The sequence below is a fragment of the Butyrivibrio sp. AE3003 genome, from assembly GCF_000686065.1.
Lineage (GTDB): Bacteria > Bacillota > Clostridia > Lachnospirales > Lachnospiraceae > Butyrivibrio > Butyrivibrio hungatei_A.
The window spans coordinates 2,655,941-2,674,330 of the sequence record NZ_JMLX01000001.1; the positions used below are offsets into that span (position 1 = coordinate 2,655,941).

An 18,390-nucleotide genomic window follows, 5' to 3' on the forward strand; every position below is an offset into this window, starting at 1 on the left:
TAATAATACGCTCTTAAAAATGAACGATACAGAGTAAATTTGAAGGTTGATTTAAGAGTTGTTTTCGAGAAAAAATACGGATAAAAAACAGAGTAAAAATCGGGATAAATTTCGGGGTGATTTTTAGATTTGTAAAAATCGCGAAAAACTGCACCGTTAGTGGGCTTCAGCATTTTTGACGATAAGAAATTCACCACAAAAACCGGGGATAAAAAGCAGGTGCGTTTTAAGCCTTTTTTTTACCCTGTTATCCGATAACAAATTACACAGATAAAAAGCAAAAGATTATTCAGAGAATAAACTCAAAACCATAAACACATTACAACGGGAGTTATAAATGCACGACATACTTACAACTTTGTGTTACATCGAATGCGGTGACAGATATCTTATGCTCCACAGAGTCTCCAAAAAGAACGACATCAGCAAAGACAAATGGCTCGGAGTCGGAGGGCACTTTGAAGAGGATGAAAGTCCCGAAGAATGTATGCACAGAGAGATACTTGAAGAGACAGGTTATGACATACCAAAAGAGGAGCTTAATTTCAGAGGACTTGTGACCTTTGTTTCCGGCAAAGGAGACTACGAGCTTATGTCCCTCTTTACCGCACCTGCTCCAAACGAAGAGCCGAGTGACTGTGATGAAGGAAAACTTGAATGGATAAAAAAGAGTGAAGTTTACGGACTCAATCTATGGGAAGGAGACAAGATATTTTTTAAACTCTTGGAAGAGAGAAAAGACTTCTTTTCACTGAAGCTTGTTTACGACGGAAAAGACAACCTGACAGAGGCTGTTCTTGACGGAAAGAAAATGGATCATAAGGAATATCTGAGAAATATAAAATGAACGAAGAAAAATCACGCGATTATCTTGCGGGAAGAGCAAAGGATCTTGCTACAAGAGCTTACATGAATAATTTTGTCACTCACACGGACTTCTTGTCCGTATCCGAGCAGGCGCTTTTTTACAACATACTTGCGAGTGAAAAAATACCTGCAAATGTACACGAATATCATGGTGCGCATTTCGTTATGTACGGAGGTAATAAAGACGCTGAAAGAGCGATGGTATGTTTCCTACCCGATTACATGGATGAAGAGAGCTTTATAATGGCGGAGCAGGAAGAGCCTTCTGTTCTTGCCTGTGTGAGGATAAAACCGGTGAATGCAAAATTCGCCGATAATCTTACTCACAGAGACTATCTCGGAGCGGTCATGAATCTTGGAATAGAAAGAGACCAGATCGGAGATATCTTTGCAGGAGAAAATGAAGCGTATCTTTATGCCACTTGTGACATCGCAGAAATGATATGCAAAGAACTTATTAGAATTAAGCATACTTCCGTGAAGTGCGAAACAGTAAAATCTTCCGAGTGCAACATCGAACCCAAATTCGAAGAAATCGGAGGCACGGTTGCATCGGAGAGAATAGATGCAATTCTTTCTTTTGTTTATCACCTTTCTAGATCGGAAGCGCAGAGGCTTATTGAAGTGGAGTCTGTATACATAGACGGACGCACTGCATATAGCGGCGGATATGACCTCAAAGAAGGAGCCAGAGTTTCGGTAAGAGGACACGGCAAATTTATTTATCTCGGAACAGAGAATACGACCAGAAAAGGCAGACTGTTTATAAAAGTAAAAATTTTTGTATAATGGAGCCTGACAGGAAGGCGATTTTTTATGGGTAATTACATTGTATTTGACCTTGAGTGGAATCAGGGTGAAGCGCCTGTTACAATAGACGGTAAAACTCTTTCATTCGAAATAGTTGAAATAGGCGCTGTGAAATTAAATGAGAAAAGGGTTAAGATAGGCGAGTTTTCAAAACTGATAAAACCTAAGGTTCACAAGCAGATGCACAAGATAACGGGAAAGCTTATTCATCTGTCTATGGAAGACCTTGAAAACGGAGAAGATTTTTGTGATGCGGCAAAAGAGTTTTTGGAATGGTGCGGAGAGGATCCAAAATTCTGCAGTTGGGGACCTCTTGATCTTACAGAATTTCAGAGGAATTTAGACTTCTTTGGAATGCCGCTTTTATCGGACAGACCACTTGCATTTTATGATGTACAAAAACTCTATAGTCTTGCGTTTGATGACGGACGTACCAGAAAGGCACTTTCATCGGCTGTAGAAGAGCTGGGACTTAATACGGATAATCCGTTCCACAGAGCACTGGGGGATGCGGAGTACACGGCAAGGATTTTTCAGAGGTTTAAAGAAAGAGTTCTTGAGAGGATATCTTTTGACACCTATGTAACACCTAAGACCAAGAAGCAGGAAATCAAGATTGTTTTTGACAGCTATGAAAAATATATTTCAAGGGAATTTGATACCAAAGAAGATATCCTTGAAAATATGGAGATAATGAGCACCAAGTGCTATATATGTCATAAGAACATAAGACGTAAGATAAAATGGTTTTCTCCAAACGGCAAACATTACTATGCAGTTGCATGTTGTGACAAGCATGGTTTTATGAAGGCAAAAGTCAGGATAAAAAAAGCTGAGAACGGAAGACTATATGTTGTCAAAACTTGCAGGTTCATTTCACCTGAAGAAGTTGAGACCATGAAACAAAGACAGAGGAAGGTAAAAAAAAGGCAGACCCCATAATATAATGGGTTCTGCTTTTTTCAGCTTTTTGTTAATGCATCAATATTGTAATTGCTATTAGAATTCCATAGTATCCATTCGTCATAACCGGCGTCATATACGGCTTGGATTTGCGCTCGTATTTCTTTTCCCTCATATTTTATATGTCCTTTTACCCAGGTTGCGGTGAACGCTTGAAGCCATGGCCGAATAACAGCATGATTATTATTTGAAATTGGCTTTAAGATTTCATTAGATTTTTCAAGTGCTTTATTAACCGTATCGTAAGGATGGGCATCGGGAACATCTAATTTAAATTCTCCGTCTGCATAATGAGATGGATAGATCATTGGACAGATGATATCTAAATTGGAGACAAGATTTACATAATCCTGGCCGACGTGTTTTGAGTCTTTGTTACTATTGATTATTGTTCCAAAAACATCAGCTGATACAGGAATGTTATGTTTATGCCCCTCTTCAGTTACTTTGGCTAAGAACTCAGTGATATAATTTCTACGGGCATCATCATCATCTGAAACGAGATCATATAAGGCATCATCAGCTTTTTGTCCAACCGGAAATCTAACATAATCAAGTTGCACTTCATCAAAACCGAGAGCACAACAACTGTTCACAAGGCTAATAATATAATTCCACACTTCTTCTTTACATGGGTTCACCCAAGCATTCCCATTGGCATCAGTTATAGGTGTATTGTCAGAAGATGTAAGAGCAAGCTCAGGATGAGCTTTTGCCAATATAGGATCTTTGAAACAAGCTATTCTTGCAATTACATATATATCATTTTCTTTTAACTTTTTTAAAAGTGCACTAATGTCTTTTATGTAGGCAATGCCGGAGTTCATTTCTAGGACATTTTCATTATCCATTTTAAAGGTAATGTTTCCATTGTCATCTTTAACATCAAGAACAATTGTATTTAGTTCTGTTTCGTTTATAAGACTAATGATATCGTCAAGCTTATCTGTTCCGGCTGTTGGACCTGTGACATATATGCCTTTTACCTTTAAATGATTTTCTTTCCACACATCCATGTTATCAGCTGATTCTTCTATAACAGGTGTTTCCGGTTTAATCTCATCCGTATTTTTTGTATGAGTATCTTTTTGTGATTTGGAATTAAAAAAGATAAACAAACCGAAGCAGATAATTGCGATAACTATAACAGCTACAATAATATATATTTTTTTATACCGGATATGTCCTTTATTAAATTCTCGCTTTCTCCTGTTGTATCTAATTCGGTCGCTTCTGTTATGGAATGTTCTGTTAGCTGCAATCCTTGTTGCAACAGACGCGACTAAGGTCATTAGAACAACAAAGACTCCGGCACACATAATAAGTATCTTTACATTGATAAAAATCGAATGATACGCATTGGCTAATTGTGAGGGTGTTCCGTTCTGTTCAAAGTAGCATACATGGGCGTTTCCTATAGGGATACCTTTGTAGCTGTATATAACCTTTGCAAGAGCGTTGCCTGCCTTAGCCTGTTCTTCAGGAGTAAAATCATATGAGATCTCATAGTCGGTATCTTCAACAGATGCATTGACGGGAAGAATAACATAATCTTTTGGATTAAGATTAAGGATTGTTCCCGACTTACCAAACACATCATTATCTGACTCAAAGAAAAGAGAATCATCCGGCATATATCTTTTGTCCACATCAGCAACTTTCTCAGCACGGAAATTATTGAAGCCGTAATTGAAAAGTGTAACTGTATCATTGAACTGTTCCGGTGACTCATCTTTAAGTACAACACAGATAAGTCTCATACCGTCTCTTTCCGCACATGTAACAAGAGTTTCACGGGCAAGATCTGTATAACCTGTTTTACCTCCAACGATGCCGTCATATTTAATCTCACCGTTTATAAGCTTATGCTTGTTGTGGACAGGGAATTCATCAGGCTGTGTTTCTGTTGCGGTAAAATGGTAGTTTGGAGTATTTCCGACTTTACATAACAGATCGTTACTAAAGAATTCTCTGGCGATAAGTGCAAGGTCATAGGCGCTGGTATAGTGATCATCAGCTTGAATACCGTTGGTGTTTGAAAAGTGAGTATTCTTACATCCAAGTTCTTTTGCCCGGGCATTCATCATATCAACAAATTTGTCTATGCTTCCGCCTACATGTTCAGCGACCGCATTGGCAACTTCGTTTGCACTTCCAACCATAATTCCGAAAAGAGCTTCTTCAAGAGAAATTGATTCACCTTCATCTATTCCGAGATTAGATCCGTCTCTTGGAACACTAAAGACAGCATCGTGAGAGAAAACAACCTGCTCATCCAATTTGGCATTCTCCACAGCAAGAAGACAAGTCATAATTTTTGTCGTACTTGCGGGATAGAGTTTCTCATCGATATTTTTCGAATAGAGAATAGTCTTCGTATTCGCATCCATCAAAATGGCAGCTTCTGCCGGTATGACAGGTCCTTCGGGCCATCCTTGTATGGAATTACTTTGAATCGGAGCTTCTTTTTGCTTAAGTGCCTCTTCGGTGGAATCGCCTGTTTCTGCGTGGACTGCTGTTTGCAACATAAAAAAAGCTGCAAAAAACATTGAGAATGAAGCAGCGATACATTTTATTCTGTTTTTATTATGGAAGTCATTAAAAAAGTTCATAGTATGTAAATAATACAATACTTCCCATTCAAGGGCAAATGTTGTAAAATTCTTTATAAAGGATAGGTGGAATTTAAAAAATGCGATTACGTAATATAGCGGGTTCGAGAGAAGTTATTGCTGAGAGTAAGTACACTGTTAAGGACCCTGAGCAGAAAAAAGGACTTTGGAAAAAAGAAATATTTGGAAACGATAATGAGATTCATATCGAGATAGGAATGGGCAAGGGTCGTTTCATAATGGATATGGCGGCGCTTCATCCTAATATTAATTATGTAGGAATAGAAAAATATTCGAGCGTACTTCTTCGTGCGATACAGAAGCAGGAAGAGTTGCAACTTCCAAATGTTATCTTTATAAGAATGGATGCGGAAGATATTACGGAAGTATTTGATGAATCAGAAGTTGGTAGAATTTATTTGAACTTTTCAGATCCTTGGCCAAAGGACAGACATGCCAAAAGGCGACTTCCTTCCCGCGAGTTTCTGAAGCGATATGATAAAATATTAAAAGAGGACGGCGTTGTGGAATTTAAGACTGATAATGAAGGTCTTTTCACATTCGCACGCGATGAGGTAGAGCCTGCCGGATGGAATATTGATGCCATTACATACGACCTTCATAATGATGAAGTCATGAACGAAGGAAATGTGATGACTGAATATGAGGAAAAGTTTTCGTCACTTGGAAATCCGATTTTTAAGTACGTGATCAGTAGAAAGGGGGACTAACCTATGGACTACACGCTAAACAGTCAGAACTTCGAAGAAGAAGTTTTGAAAAGTAACTTGCCGGTGCTTGTTGATTTTGCAGCAGACTGGTGCGGACCATGTAAGATGATGTCACCTGTTATAGACGAACTTGCAGAGGAATACGAAGGAGAGCTTAAGGTCGGAAAGATAAATGTTGACCAGGCACCCGACATAGCTCAGAAGTACAATGTAATGTCCATTCCGATGTTCGCTTTATTCAAGAATGGAGAGCTTACTGAGACAGCAATAGGAGCTCAGAACAAGACAAAATTACAGTCTATAATCGATAAAGTGCTGGCTTAACAGTCAGCACCTTTTTAAAGAGGAGATTAAGGTTTTGCCAAAGATTACAAACTTTGAAAATTATAGGAAGAGAGATGACTACGATACATACGATCCGGACGAGAGATATTATACGGGCGATATGTATGAAGACAAGCATGACTACGATAGCCGTGATTATGATGGTCAGGCTTATGATGACCATGAGTATGATGAACATGACTATGACGGGCATGAGGATGATCAGCAGGATTACGAAGGTCAGAATAACGGACAGAGTAACCATGATGATCAGCGTGATTATGATGACCATAACGATCATGCCAATAATCAGGACAATGTCGGTCAGACTCAGGATATACCACAGGTAAACACCGTATCTGAGAATAATCAGCATGAGGATGCGGGTGATATCGAGATTGCCGATCCCTATAATTTTTTCAATGCGGAAGAGCGCGAGGCATATTTCCGCCAAAGAGAGCAAACTGACGGACAACCTGAAGACCCTGATATGCAAAGAAGAGAGCGCGCAGATAATCGTGATGACGGTCGAATCCCAAGAAGAGACGACGATCGTCCTATGCGCCGAGATGATGGATATCCGCCGAGAAGAGATGATGATCGCGCAATGCGCCGTGATGACGGATACCCGCCGAGAAGAGATGACGAGCGTCCCATGCGTCGTGATGATGGATATCCGCCGAGAAGAGGTGATGATCGCCCCATGCGTCGTGATGATGGATACCCGCCGAGAAGAGATGAGGAACGTTCTATGCGCCGAGATGATGGATACCCGCCAAGAAGGGGTGATGATCGCCCTATGCGTCGTGATGATGGATACCCGCCAAGAAGAGATGATGGCCGTCTAAGATATCGCGATGATGAATATGCACCAAGAAGAGATGACCGGTCGAGACGTCGTGATGACGAATATATGCCGAGAAGAGACGATCGTCCGAGACGCCGTGACGAGAGAGACGATTATCGTGATGATGATCGCTATCGCCGTCGTGGAAGAGATTATTACGAAGATGAATATGATGAAGATTATTATGATGATAACGGAATCGATGAGCAGACAAAGCTCTTGATGGTAAGAATCGCTTCTGTTGTTACCGGAATAATTATTCTCATGTGTCTTGTGTTTATTGTAAAGGCGAAGCTTATTAATAAGGTAGCTTCTCCTGATTCTGAAAAAACAGCTACGGAATCGCAGAAAGATAAAGATGGCGATGACGATAGTGAGGATGATAACGGGGGTGGAAAAGGTGATATTGATATCCCCGAAGGATATACGGAGACAAATGATAAAGTTGTTGTAAATTATGAGTTCCTGAATCTCAGATCTTCGCCAAGCACGAGCAGTGATATCGTTACTAAGGCAAAAGACGGAGATGAACTTAAGAGAATTGCAGTAAGCAATGACGGATCATGGGCACTTATTAATTATAAAGGTAAGGCAGTGTACGCATCTATGGATTATCTAAGCGAGAATCCTTGAGTGAAGCCAAGAGTAGAATTTATCCATTGCTTCCGATAGAGAACTTTCCGAACGTGAAAAAGTATCAGCGTGGGTGAGAACTTCATCGGAAGTGGTATCCTTGGCATAGTCTGCGATTTTTTGGGCAGAACTTGCCTCCAGCAGACGATAATCCATATTTACCAGAAGATTGTTGTGCAGGGCACTGACACAGGTATACAGAGAAGGATATTTTTTCTGTATAAGAGAGAATTCATCAAGTATCTGTTCTCTGCTCTGTAGACAAAAGAGAATATAAACAGACTCAACTACTTCATGAGGTTCAATTTCTTCCTGATAGGAGTTGTCTTCATAGTCATCTCTTGTTGCGTAATATTCGCAAATCTCCTGAACCAAGGCACCGACTTTTGAGTTGTCGTACAATTTCTGAAGTTCGTCAATTTTTTTATCATTCATAATTAAAGTATAGCATATACAGAGGAAATCAAAAATGAAGATCGGTATTTTTGATTCCGGGATAGGTGGGCTTTCTGTGCTTCATGAAGCCTATCATTACCTTCCGGAGCAAAATTACATATTTTACGCTGATACAGAGCATGTACCGTATGGATTAAAAACCCCGGAGCAGATCCTTAGTTATTCGATCGGCATCACGGAGTTTTTGCTTGAGAGGGGAGCGGAAGCGATAGTAGTAGCTTGTAATACCGCAACCAGCGTAGCAATTAAGGAACTTAGGAAAAGATACAGCATTCCTATCTTGGGAATGGAACCGGCTGTAAAGCCCGCTGTTGAGGGAACGGATAAGAAGCGTATTATGGTAATCGCGACCCCCGTGACCATTAGAGAAGATAAGTTAAAAGACCTTCTGCACAGAGTAGATGAACATCACAGAGTAGACCTTCTGCCGATGCCAAGGCTCGTTGAGTTTGCGGAAAGAACTGAGTTTGATTCGGAAGAGGTCCTTGATTATATAAAGAAACAGTTTGAACCTTATAATATGGATGAATATTGTGCGCTTGTACTTGGATGTACACACTTTAATTACTTTAAACCTGCGTACAGACAGATTTTTGGTGATGAGACCCTTCTTATTGACGGAAATCACGGTACAGTAAAGCATTTAGCTGAGGTTCTCGGAATAGAATTATCTAAGGCACCAGATAATGTAGTTGTTTTTGATGACACACACAAGATGTTGGAGCAATCGAAAACAGAATATTTTTATTCCGGAAAACCGATAACTGATGCGACAGAGCTTGAACGCCTGCGAATACTACATAACAGGTTAGAAAATGTTAGAAAAAAATAATAAATCTCCTTCTTGAATTTAACATTATATTGTATTATCATAGTTATGCGACCACAATATATTGTTATTCGGCAAGAAAATGACGTGATTGCGAAAACGTTTTTTTGTAAAATAAAAGAAGGGGGTTCTTATGAAGATCATTAAGAGAAGCGGTAAAGAAGTTGCATTTGATGGCAATAAGATTCTTGCGGCTATTGAGAAGGCAAATAACGAAGTCACCGACGAGAAGAAATTAACCGCAGGCCAGATCAGCGACATCGAAAGAAGCGTGGAGAATCAGTGCGCATCTCTTACTCGTGCAGCAAGCGTTGAGGAAATCCAGGATATGGTTGAGGATGGACTCATGAAATCAGGCAAGTACGAGGTTGCCAGAAAATACATTACATACCGCTATAAACATGCTCTTGTCAGAAAGTCTAACACGACTGATGAGCAGATTATGTCTCTTATTGAGTGCAATAACGAGGAAGTTAAGCAGGAAAACTCCAATAAGAATCCTACAGTAAATAGCGTACAGAGAGATTACATGGCCGGTGAGGTTAGTAAGGACATTACCAGAAGATTTCTTTTGCCCGAAGACGTGGTAAGAGCGCATGAGGCAGGACTTATCCACTTCCATGATTCTGATTATTTCGCACAGCATATGCATAACTGTTGCCTTGTAAATCTGGAGGATATGCTTCAGAACGGAACAGTTATTTCAGAGACAATGATAGAACGTCCCAAGAGCTTCTCTACAGCATGCAACATCGCAACACAGGCGATCGCGCAGATTGCAAGCTCACAGTACGGCGGACAGAGTATCACACTTTCACACCTTGTTCCTTTTGTTGATGTCAGCAGACAGAAATTCCGTAAGGAAGTTGCTCTCGAGTTCGAGACAGCCGGAATGAAGATCAACAAGAAGCAGGTAAATGACATCGCAGAGATGCGTGTAAAAAAAGAAGTAGAGAGAGGATGTCAGGTAATCCAGTATCAGGTCATCACACTTATGACCACAAACGGACAGGCACCTTTCATAACAGTTTATATGTATCTTGATGAAGTTCCCGAAGGACAGACAAGAGAAGACCTTGCCATGGTCATCGAGGAAATGCTCAAGCAGCGTATCACCGGAGTTAAGAACGAAAAGGGACAGCTTATCACACCTGCATTCCCTAAGCTTATCTACGTTCTTGACGAGGACAACATCCATGAGGATTCCAAGTACTGGTATCTCACAGAGCTTGCTGCCAAGTGTACAGCAAAGAGACTCGTTCCCGACTACATCTCAGCTAAGAAGATGAAGGAACTTAAGGGCGGAGACGTTTATCCTTGCATGGGATGCAGAAGTTTCCTTACTCCCGACAACGAGAATGTTCCCGAAGGATTGTGCAACAAGGGCAACAAGGCTCATGCGCAGAACTACAAAGAGGGCGATCACAAATACTACGGAAGATTCAATCAAGGCGTTGTTACAATCAACCTTGTAGACGTAGCATGTACATCAAATAAGGATGAGAAAAAGTTCTGGGAGATAATGGAAGAGAGAACAGAACTCTGTAAGAGAGCACTCATGTGCAGACATGAGAGACTTCTCGGAACACCTTCCGATGTAGCTCCTATTCTTTGGCAGAACGGTGCACTTGCAAGACTTCAGAAGGGTGAGACAATCGATAATCTTCTCTTTGGAAACTATTCGACAATATCACTCGGATATGCAGGTCTTTGCGAATGTACAAGATATATGAAGGGTGTTTCCCATACAGATGCTAAGGGAAAAGACTTCGCATTAAAAGTAATGCAGTTCCTCAACGACAAGTGTGCTAAGTGGAGAGCTGAGACAAATATTTCATTCAGCCTTTACGGAACACCTCTTGAGTCAACAACATATAAATTTGCAAAATGTCTGCAGAAGCGTTTTGGAATTATTCCTGACGTTACAGACAAAAACTACATTACAAACAGCTATCATGTTCATGTTACTGAGCAGATCGATGCATTTACAAAGCTTAAGTTTGAGTCCGAGTTCCAGGCACTTTCGCCCGGCGGAGCAATAAGCTATGTAGAAGTACCTGATATGAATAGCAATATTGAAGCGGTTATTTCAGTAATGAAATATATATATGAAAACATCATGTATGCTGAGCTCAATACCAAATCAGATTTCTGTCAATGCTGCGGTTATGATGGGGAGATCAAGATTGTTACAGATACAGACGGAAAGCTTATTTGGGAGTGCCCTAATTGCGGTAACAGAGACCAGAACAAGATGAATGTAGCAAGACGTACCTGCGGTTATATCGGAACACAGTTCTGGAACCAGGGACGTACACAGGAGATCAAAGAAAGAGTGCTCCATATGGCGACACCTAAGCTTTGATTGGTTACTGATTTAGACCTACTATGTAAAAGCCGGGAGAATTATCCCGGCTTTTATTACAGTCTGGGAGATTTTTTAAGAAAGGCGAGAAATGAATTACGGACAGATATATTACAGTGATGTAGCAAACGGAATAGGATGCAGAACCTCATTTTTTGTGAGTGGATGCACACATCATTGCAAAGGTTGTTTCAATGAAATGACATGGGACTTTAATTACGGACAGAAATATACAAAAGAAGTGGAATATGAGATTGTTGAATCTCTCAAGCCAAGCTATATCGACGGCCTCACAATTCTCGGAGGAGAGCCTATGGAAATAGCCAACCAGAAAGAGATAAGACCGCTCCTTGAGCGGATAAAAAAAGAAGTTCCCAAGGCGACTATCTGGATCTATTCCGGATACACTTTGGAAGAGCTTACAGACACTGAAAACAAGAGATGTCACGGGGATGACACCGATGCCATTCTTTCCATGACAGATATACTCGTTGATGGAGAGTTTGAACTTGATAAAAAAGATCTGATGCTCAGGTTCAGAGGATCGTCCAATCAGAGAGTTATCGATATGAAGGAAACGCTGAAAGCGGGAAAAATAGTGCTTTCCAAGTATAATGACAGAGACTGCTCAAGGATCTAGATGTACAAAAAATCGAAAAAACCAGTGCAACTTTTGCAATGTTCGCCACAATGTAAGCACTTACAATACAAAAATTTTTGATATATTATAATTAACGTGAGCAGTACTTATTGAACGCGAAAGCCGTTACGGCTATGAGGAGGCAGCTATGAGAGACGAGAGATTTGATCTTCTAACTTTTGGAGAGATTATGCTTCGTCTTTCGCCGCCAAATTATGAGCGTATGACACGCGGAGATGTTTTTGACAAAAGAGCCGGCGGCTCTGAACTCAATGTAGCATCAGGCGTAGCGCTTTTGGGACTCCGTACAGGAGTCATTTCAAGACTTCCACAGAACGCACTCGGAACTTTTATTAAGAACCGAATCCGTTTCGAGGGTGTATCGGATGATTATCTTATCTATGATGAGTCACCTGAGGCAAGACTTGGAATATATTACTACGAAAACGGTGCTGCACCACGCAAACCATCCATAGTCTACGACAGAATGAATTCTTCAATAACAAGAATTTCTTTGTCAGAGATTCCTGAGAGTGTGTATACATCTACAAGAATGTTTCATACAAGCGGAATTTCACTTGCACTTAATAAGAACACTTGTGAAGTTGCAACTGAGATGATAAAGAGATTCAAGGAAGGTGGCGCCAAGGTATCATTTGATTGTAACTACCGTGCCAACCTTTGGAGCGAAGAAGACGCCAGAACTGCAATAAAGAAGATCCTCCCTTATGTAAATATTCTTTTTGTGTCGGAGGAAACATCCCGACGCATGATGCAGAAAGATGGCGAGCTCTTCGATATAATGAAGAGCTATACTGAGGAATATCCTGTCGAAGTAGTTTGCACAACTCAACGACAGGTTATAAGCCCCAGAAAGCACAACTTTACGTCTACCATATATGACGCCAAGAACGACCGGTTTTATACCGAGGCGCCATATGCGGATATAGATGTAATAGACAGGATTGGTTCCGGCGATGCTTATGTATCCGGTGTATTATACGGAATGCTTAAGTACGATGATGTTCAGAAGGCGCTTGAATACGGTAATGCAACCTCAAGTGTCAAGAATACTATTCCGGGAGATCTTCCCGCGAGTGATCTGAAAGAGATTGACAGCATCATCAAGAATCACAATGCCGGAGGTCCTACCAGCGAGCTTGATCGCTGAGGACAAATGAATTTGCCGATTTACGTTCGCCATAACGTATTTCCTTTATAAAACCTCTACAAGCAGGAGTAATCTTGCGGAAAAGACCGGACCCACCGGTCTTTTTTTACATTATAAATAAATCTTTTCTATATTATTATACTGTTGAAAAAAAAAGTATGAGTGAAGTGCGCGTGTTTGAAAATGTAGTTATTATGATATATAATAATATTATAAAAGCATTGAATATGTATAAATAATGCATGTGATTGTATGCGCTAAAAAGAGGTGTTAGTATGGCGGAACAAGTATTAATTCAGTTCAGAGCAGATAAAGAGTTAAAACAAGAAGTTGCAAGAATTTATGAAGAGTTAGGCCTGGATTTACCTACTGCTTTCAGAATATTTCTAAAAAAAAGTAAGCAGGTAAAAGGACTTCCCTTTGATGTAAGATTACAGGAATCGAAGAGAGAAGATTTTAAAGATGCATTTTATGCACTTCGTAATGAGGCGGAGGATCTTCCTGAAATGTCATTGGAAGAGATTAATTCAGAAATAGCAGAAGCAAGATTGGAACGTAAGAAGGGTCACAAGTAATATGATATATGCAGTAATTGATACAAACGTTTTTATCTCTGCACTTCTGAGTAAAAATGAAGATTCTGCGACAGTTAAGATTTTTAATGCAATCGTCGGTGGAATTATTACACCACTGTATCATAAAGATATTATTGAAGAATATTCTGATGTACTTCACAGAAAAAAGTTTAAGTTCAGTGAAGAAAAAATAATGAATGTTTTAAATATGATTGAAAAATATGGCGTTGAGATATTTCCAAAACCCACAGGTGAAATATTGATTGATATGGATGATTTGATTTTTTATGAAGTTGCGATGGAAACACGAGATGATGATTCATATCTTGTTACAGGAAATCAAAAACATTATCCAATAAAGGATTTTATAGTAACACCTGCAGAAATGATTGAGATAATCAAAAGATACACCATTTAAGAGAAACACTGAGGAATAGGTTGTCCACTTGACAATCTTTCTAAATGTTAATAAAATCAACTTTAAATAATACGACGTTGAAGAGGAATAGTAACTGCGTAAGCGTTTCAGAGAGAGAGCCGTTGGTGTGAGGTTTTTACGTATAAACAGCGAACCTACCTTGGAGTCCTGTATGAAAATACAGCGTTTCCCGCGTTAAGGGTTAAATTGAGTGAGACCACAGCAGAGTATGCTGGGTTTAAATAGGGTGGTACCGCCGAGAATCTTCGGTCCCTGTTAGGGGATTTGAGGGTTCTTTTTTATATCATAGAAAAATCCTTTCTGATAAAAAAGCGTCTCTCAAAGTTCCCGGAAACACTTAATTGCAAAAAAGGAGAAAAGAAATGGCTGACAACAAGAAACTCGTATCAGAGATCACATCTATGGATGAAGATTTCACACAATGGTATACCGATGTGTGTATCAAAGCCGATCTCGTAAGTTATTCCAATATTAAGGGATGTATGGTAATCAAACCTGCGGGATATGCAATCTGGGAGCTCATTCAGAAACACCTTGATGCAAGATTCAAGGCAACAGGAGTACAGAACGCATACCTTCCCATGTTTATCCCTGAGTCACTTCTTCAGAAGGAGAAGGACCACGTAGAAGGCTTCGCACCTGAAGTTGCGTGGGTAACACACGGCGGACTCGAGCCTCTTACAGAGAGATACTGCGTACGTCCTACATCAGAGACACTTTTCTGTGATTATTACAGAGGAGAGATCCACTCATACAAAGACCTCCCCCAGGTGCTCAACCAGTGGTGCAGCGTTGTTCGTTGGGAAAAAGAAACAAGACCTTTCCTTAGAAGCAGGGAATTCCTCTGGCAGGAAGGCCACACAGCACACGCTACATTTGAAGAGGCAGAAGAGCGTACACAGCAGATGCTTAACGTATACGCTGACTTCCTTGAGAACGACATGGCTATTCCTGTTATTAAAGGACAGAAGACAGATAAAGAAAAATTTGCCGGAGCAGAGGCTACATACACAGTTGAGGCACTTATGCATGACGGAAGAGCTCTTCAGAGCGCAACCAGCCACAACTTTGGTGATGGATTTGCCAAGGCATTCGAAATCCAGTATGCGGGCAAAGATAACAAACTCCACTATGTAAATCAGACTTCATGGGGACTTACAACACGTACTATCGGAGCTATGATCATGGTACACGGCGACAACTCAGGACTTGTTGTTCCTCCTAAGATTGCTCCTATCCAGGTTGTTGTAATTCCTATCCAGCAGAAGAAAGAAGGCGTTCTTGACGTAGCTTACGATATCGCTAAGAGCCTTTCAGATTACAGAGTAAAGACAGACGATACAGACAGAACACCCGGATTCAAGTTCGCAGAGCAGGAGATGAGAGGAATCCCTGTACGTGTCGAGATCGGACCTAAGGACCTCGAGGCTGGAAAGTGTGTACTTGTAAGAAGAGATACAAGAGAAAAGATTGAGTGCGCTATCTCAGAAGTATCTGCAAAAGTCGGTGAGCTCCTCGATCAGATTCAGAAAGATATGTTCGCAAGAGCAAAGAAGCACCTTGAAGAGCATACATTTGTTGCTCACAACAAAGAAGAGTTCGCTGAGAACTTCAAGGAGACAAAGGGCTTCGTAAAGGCTATGTGGTGCGGAGACCGCGAGTGCGAAGACAAGATCAAAGAAGAATTCAACGTAACAAGCCGTTGTATGCCTTTCGAGCAGGAGAACATCTCAGATGTTTGCCCTATCTGCGGCAAGCCTGCTAAGAAGATGGTTTACTGGGGAAGAGCATATTGATAAATCCTTTTATCAAGTAAAAAATGATAATAGAGCGGGCGCGAGAAATCTAATAAATTTCTCGCGCCCGTTATTATTAACGCAAAAGCTAATTACTGCTCATTTAAATATGTCTGAATTCGGTTATTGATAACATCCGCAACTTCTTCGGCTGATTTCTGCCCATCGAAGAATGCGGCAGTTTCTTCAGTAACGAAGGAATCAATCTTTGAATCAAGCCTGTGTATTGCCTTGCATGAAAGAATGCTGTCGTAGAGCTTCTGAGCTTCATCCGCAGGAAGAGGCTTTAGTTTTACCTCATGACAATTTGTATACACGATAGCGTCTTCTTCTGATGCAGCCGGCTCCGTAGCCTTTTTCATATAAGATTCAAAAAGAGCCTTATCTGAAGGGAAAGTAGAAACGTCATTAATTGCGGGATCAGTACAATAACTTTTTATAAATTCCAGTGCACCCTCGGGGCATTTGGAAGATGCGCTAACACATAACTGGTTGAATGGAGTTATCATTGTTGTAGTTTCACCGCTATTGTTAGGAAAACCAAGAATTGCCACCTTATCCTTTAATTCATTCTGTTCTATGTCTGTAAAAGAGTTAAATCCATATAAATCCTGATCACAGAGTATGCCGTTACTATTGATGGACGGAAGCTCATCAACGACTTCAATCTCTTCATCATCTGATGCAGCGGGTTTTTTCTTGCCGCTGTTTAATTTTTTGGCATATTCAAGAATCTCTATAAATTCAGGGCATTTAAGATTACATTTCTTGTTATTCCAATCGATGAACTTATCACCTGCTGTCTGAATACTTGTATTAATGAACTTATTTCCATCCATTGAATCTTTGAGATTCAAGTCGTCATACTCTTTTAACGAAAGAGATTTCTTACCACCTGCGGCACTTTCCTTCATTAGAAGAGTATTGTATACGAACGAAGGATAAACAGAATACACCTTGTCGCCTGTTTTCATCATCTCATATATATTAGGGAGAATTTCTACATCGCCCAGCGCTCCGCCTTTATCAAAAGCAGATGAAAGATCCATCAGTACGCCTTTATTCGCATAACTATCAATGTTTGGAGCAAAATAATATGAAAAGCAGAAGATATCGGGAGCTTTTCCTGCGAGAATATCCTGATTAAATGCCTGCAGAATATCATCAAGCTCATCTTCAGGGTAGGAGTCAGAATAATCAATGACTTTTACCTTATATTTATCACTGGATTTGTTGAATACGTTTACTGCCATGGTTACATCAGCTGTGAAGCAGGCGCCACCCAAAGTGAGCATTGTTTTATCCGGTACATCTGCGGGATCAACTTTAGTTAAAGTAGAAAAATGGATATTTGAATTGAAATCAAGTGTTTCAGCAAATAATTCCTTATCATTTATTGCAATCCAGCCTAAAAAGTTCAGTCTGTCTATGCACGAATCATCAAGATCAAGCAGTTTGGTCATTTTATCGGATTCATAGTCGTAGCCGTATATTCCGTTATAATCTTGTGAATAAAGATCATATCCTTCACCGCTTTGATAGGAGTAGTGTCTTTCCGAGCAGGCCTTACTTGTTTTGCCAAAAGATTTATTATCAAGATCAACCTTAGCTAATATGGGGACATCGTCAGAAGTTGCTCCTTCAATAAAGAACTGATCCTTTGAGCCTTTATATAGGAAAAAAGCATCTGAATCAAAGTTTTTCTGAGCATCCTCTAACTTTATTAAAATTGTAGAGTCAGCCTGATCGCTAAATGTTTCGATGCCGCGTGAAGTATTAAGAACAAGTCCGTATTTATCGCTACAGTACATATCATAGATTTCAAAATCAAGTGTTTTACTTAGGACTTCATTTCCGGTATTATCAAACTTCTTAAGACAAGATTCATTCGTATAGTAATAAGTATAGAGATTTCCGTCTTTATCCGAAGTGCAAATGATATCAGAGATCTCTTTTCCATCTAGTGGAAGGTCAAAAGATTGCGCGTCAGAACCATCCTTGTTGACAAAGAGATACTTGAATTTGGCGTCTTTACCCAAAGTAACGGCTCTTACCTTGCCTTCGATGTAGTCAAGATACTCAACATAATCGTCTTTATTGAGGATGCCTTCATAATCGGTCTGCTTAAAAATATAGTCTTTAGGCATAGTCTGAGAGTCACTTAACATAGTAGACACTTCGGGATTTAGCGGATCGGTGATCTTCCTCTCGGTATCTTTCTTGCCACAGCCTGTTACTGCGGTGGTAAGAAGGGTAAAAGAGAGAATGGAGCATATAGTTTTATTTAGTGGAGGTATTTTTTTAATCATGTTGTGGTTCTCCAAATTTGCGA

At 40.1% G+C, this 18,390-nt stretch carries 16 protein-coding genes and 1 other annotated feature; of the genes, 13 read left to right on the plus strand and 3 right to left on the minus strand.

Annotated features, from left to right (window positions below; all coding sequences use genetic code 11):
* Positions 1-337: 337 nt before the first annotated feature.
* The 3 genes from CD00_RS0112755 to CD00_RS0112765 are packed head-to-tail and all read left to right on the plus strand — an operon-like array spanning position 338 to position 2,619.
* Positions 338-847, plus strand: coding sequence for an NUDIX hydrolase (locus tag CD00_RS0112755; protein WP_026656321.1), 510 nt, complete (start codon positions 338-340; stop codon positions 845-847).
* Positions 844-1,656, plus strand: a complete 813-nt coding sequence (locus CD00_RS0112760; RefSeq protein ID WP_026656322.1) for a YlmH/Sll1252 family protein — start codon at positions 844-846, stop codon at positions 1,654-1,656. The genes CD00_RS0112755 and CD00_RS0112760 overlap by 4 nt, the downstream gene beginning before the upstream one ends.
* A gap of 27 nt (positions 1,657-1,683) precedes the next feature.
* The gene (locus CD00_RS0112765) at positions 1,684-2,619 is read left to right on the plus strand and encodes a 3'-5' exonuclease (RefSeq protein WP_026656323.1); all 936 of its coding nucleotides are present in this window, start codon (positions 1,684-1,686) and stop codon (positions 2,617-2,619) included.
* Between the two features lie 20 nt (positions 2,620-2,639).
* Here CD00_RS0112765 and CD00_RS19465 read toward each other — a convergent pair whose 3' ends face one another.
* Positions 2,640-5,252, minus strand: a complete 2,613-nt coding sequence (locus CD00_RS19465; protein ID WP_051594193.1) for a putative glycoside hydrolase — start codon at positions 5,250-5,252, stop codon at positions 2,640-2,642.
* An 80-nt stretch (positions 5,253-5,332) separates the two neighbouring features.
* Between CD00_RS19465 and trmB the strand changes: the two genes are divergently transcribed.
* The 3 genes from trmB to CD00_RS0112790 are packed head-to-tail and all read left to right on the plus strand — an operon-like array spanning position 5,333 to position 7,787.
* Positions 5,333-5,983, plus strand: coding sequence for a tRNA (guanosine(46)-N7)-methyltransferase TrmB (gene trmB, locus CD00_RS0112780; RefSeq protein WP_026656324.1), 651 nt, complete (start codon positions 5,333-5,335; stop codon positions 5,981-5,983).
* Positions 5,984-5,986: 3 nt separating this feature from the next.
* Positions 5,987-6,307: a thioredoxin gene (gene trxA, locus CD00_RS0112785; RefSeq protein WP_026656325.1), complete on the plus strand. Its 321-nt coding sequence runs from the start codon at positions 5,987-5,989 to the stop codon at positions 6,305-6,307.
* Positions 6,308-6,341: 34 nt separating this feature from the next.
* A complete protein-coding gene (locus tag CD00_RS0112790; protein WP_026656326.1) occupies positions 6,342-7,787 on the plus strand; it encodes an SH3 domain-containing protein in 1,446 nt (481 codons plus the stop codon).
* Here the strand turns inward: CD00_RS0112790 and CD00_RS0112795 are convergent.
* Positions 7,770-8,222 (minus strand): hypothetical protein, encoded by a 453-nt coding sequence (locus CD00_RS0112795; protein WP_026656327.1) that lies wholly within the window; start codon positions 8,220-8,222, stop codon positions 7,770-7,772. The genes CD00_RS0112790 and CD00_RS0112795 overlap by 18 nt on opposite strands.
* Before the next feature lie 34 nt (positions 8,223-8,256).
* On the opposite strand from CD00_RS0112795, the gene murI reads away from it, so the two are divergent.
* The 7 genes from murI to proS all read left to right on the plus strand — a co-directional run bounded on the left by murI (position 8,257) and on the right by proS (position 16,058).
* The gene (gene murI, locus CD00_RS0112800) at positions 8,257-9,075 is read left to right on the plus strand and encodes a glutamate racemase (RefSeq protein ID WP_026656328.1); all 819 of its coding nucleotides are present in this window, start codon (positions 8,257-8,259) and stop codon (positions 9,073-9,075) included.
* Positions 9,076-9,205: 130 nt separating this feature from the next.
* Positions 9,206-11,437: an anaerobic ribonucleoside-triphosphate reductase gene (nrdD, locus tag CD00_RS0112805; protein WP_026656330.1), complete on the plus strand. Its 2,232-nt coding sequence runs from the start codon at positions 9,206-9,208 to the stop codon at positions 11,435-11,437.
* 91 nt (positions 11,438-11,528) lie between these two features.
* Positions 11,529-12,077: an anaerobic ribonucleoside-triphosphate reductase activating protein gene (gene nrdG, locus CD00_RS18355; RefSeq protein WP_026667295.1), complete on the plus strand. Its 549-nt coding sequence runs from the start codon at positions 11,529-11,531 to the stop codon at positions 12,075-12,077.
* Between the two features lie 148 nt (positions 12,078-12,225).
* Complete coding sequence (locus CD00_RS0112815; RefSeq protein ID WP_026656331.1) at positions 12,226-13,248, plus strand: sugar kinase; 1,023 nt, start codon at positions 12,226-12,228, stop codon at positions 13,246-13,248.
* 275 nt (positions 13,249-13,523) lie between these two features.
* Positions 13,524-13,823, plus strand: a complete 300-nt coding sequence (locus CD00_RS0112820) for a type II toxin-antitoxin system RelB/DinJ family antitoxin (RefSeq protein WP_026656332.1) — start codon at positions 13,524-13,526, stop codon at positions 13,821-13,823.
* A 1-nt stretch (position 13,824) separates the two neighbouring features.
* Positions 13,825-14,241, plus strand: a complete 417-nt coding sequence (locus tag CD00_RS0112825) for a putative toxin-antitoxin system toxin component, PIN family (RefSeq protein WP_026656333.1) — start codon at positions 13,825-13,827, stop codon at positions 14,239-14,241.
* Between the two features lie 68 nt (positions 14,242-14,309).
* Positions 14,310-14,519 (plus strand) — a binding site (T-box leader).
* Between the two features lie 105 nt (positions 14,520-14,624).
* Positions 14,625-16,058: a proline--tRNA ligase gene (gene proS, locus CD00_RS0112830; RefSeq protein WP_026656334.1), complete on the plus strand. Its 1,434-nt coding sequence runs from the start codon at positions 14,625-14,627 to the stop codon at positions 16,056-16,058.
* A gap of 92 nt (positions 16,059-16,150) precedes the next feature.
* Here proS and CD00_RS0112835 read toward each other — a convergent pair whose 3' ends face one another.
* Complete coding sequence (locus CD00_RS0112835; RefSeq protein ID WP_026656335.1) at positions 16,151-18,367, minus strand: hypothetical protein; 2,217 nt, start codon at positions 18,365-18,367, stop codon at positions 16,151-16,153.
* Positions 18,368-18,390 lie beyond the last annotated feature (23 nt).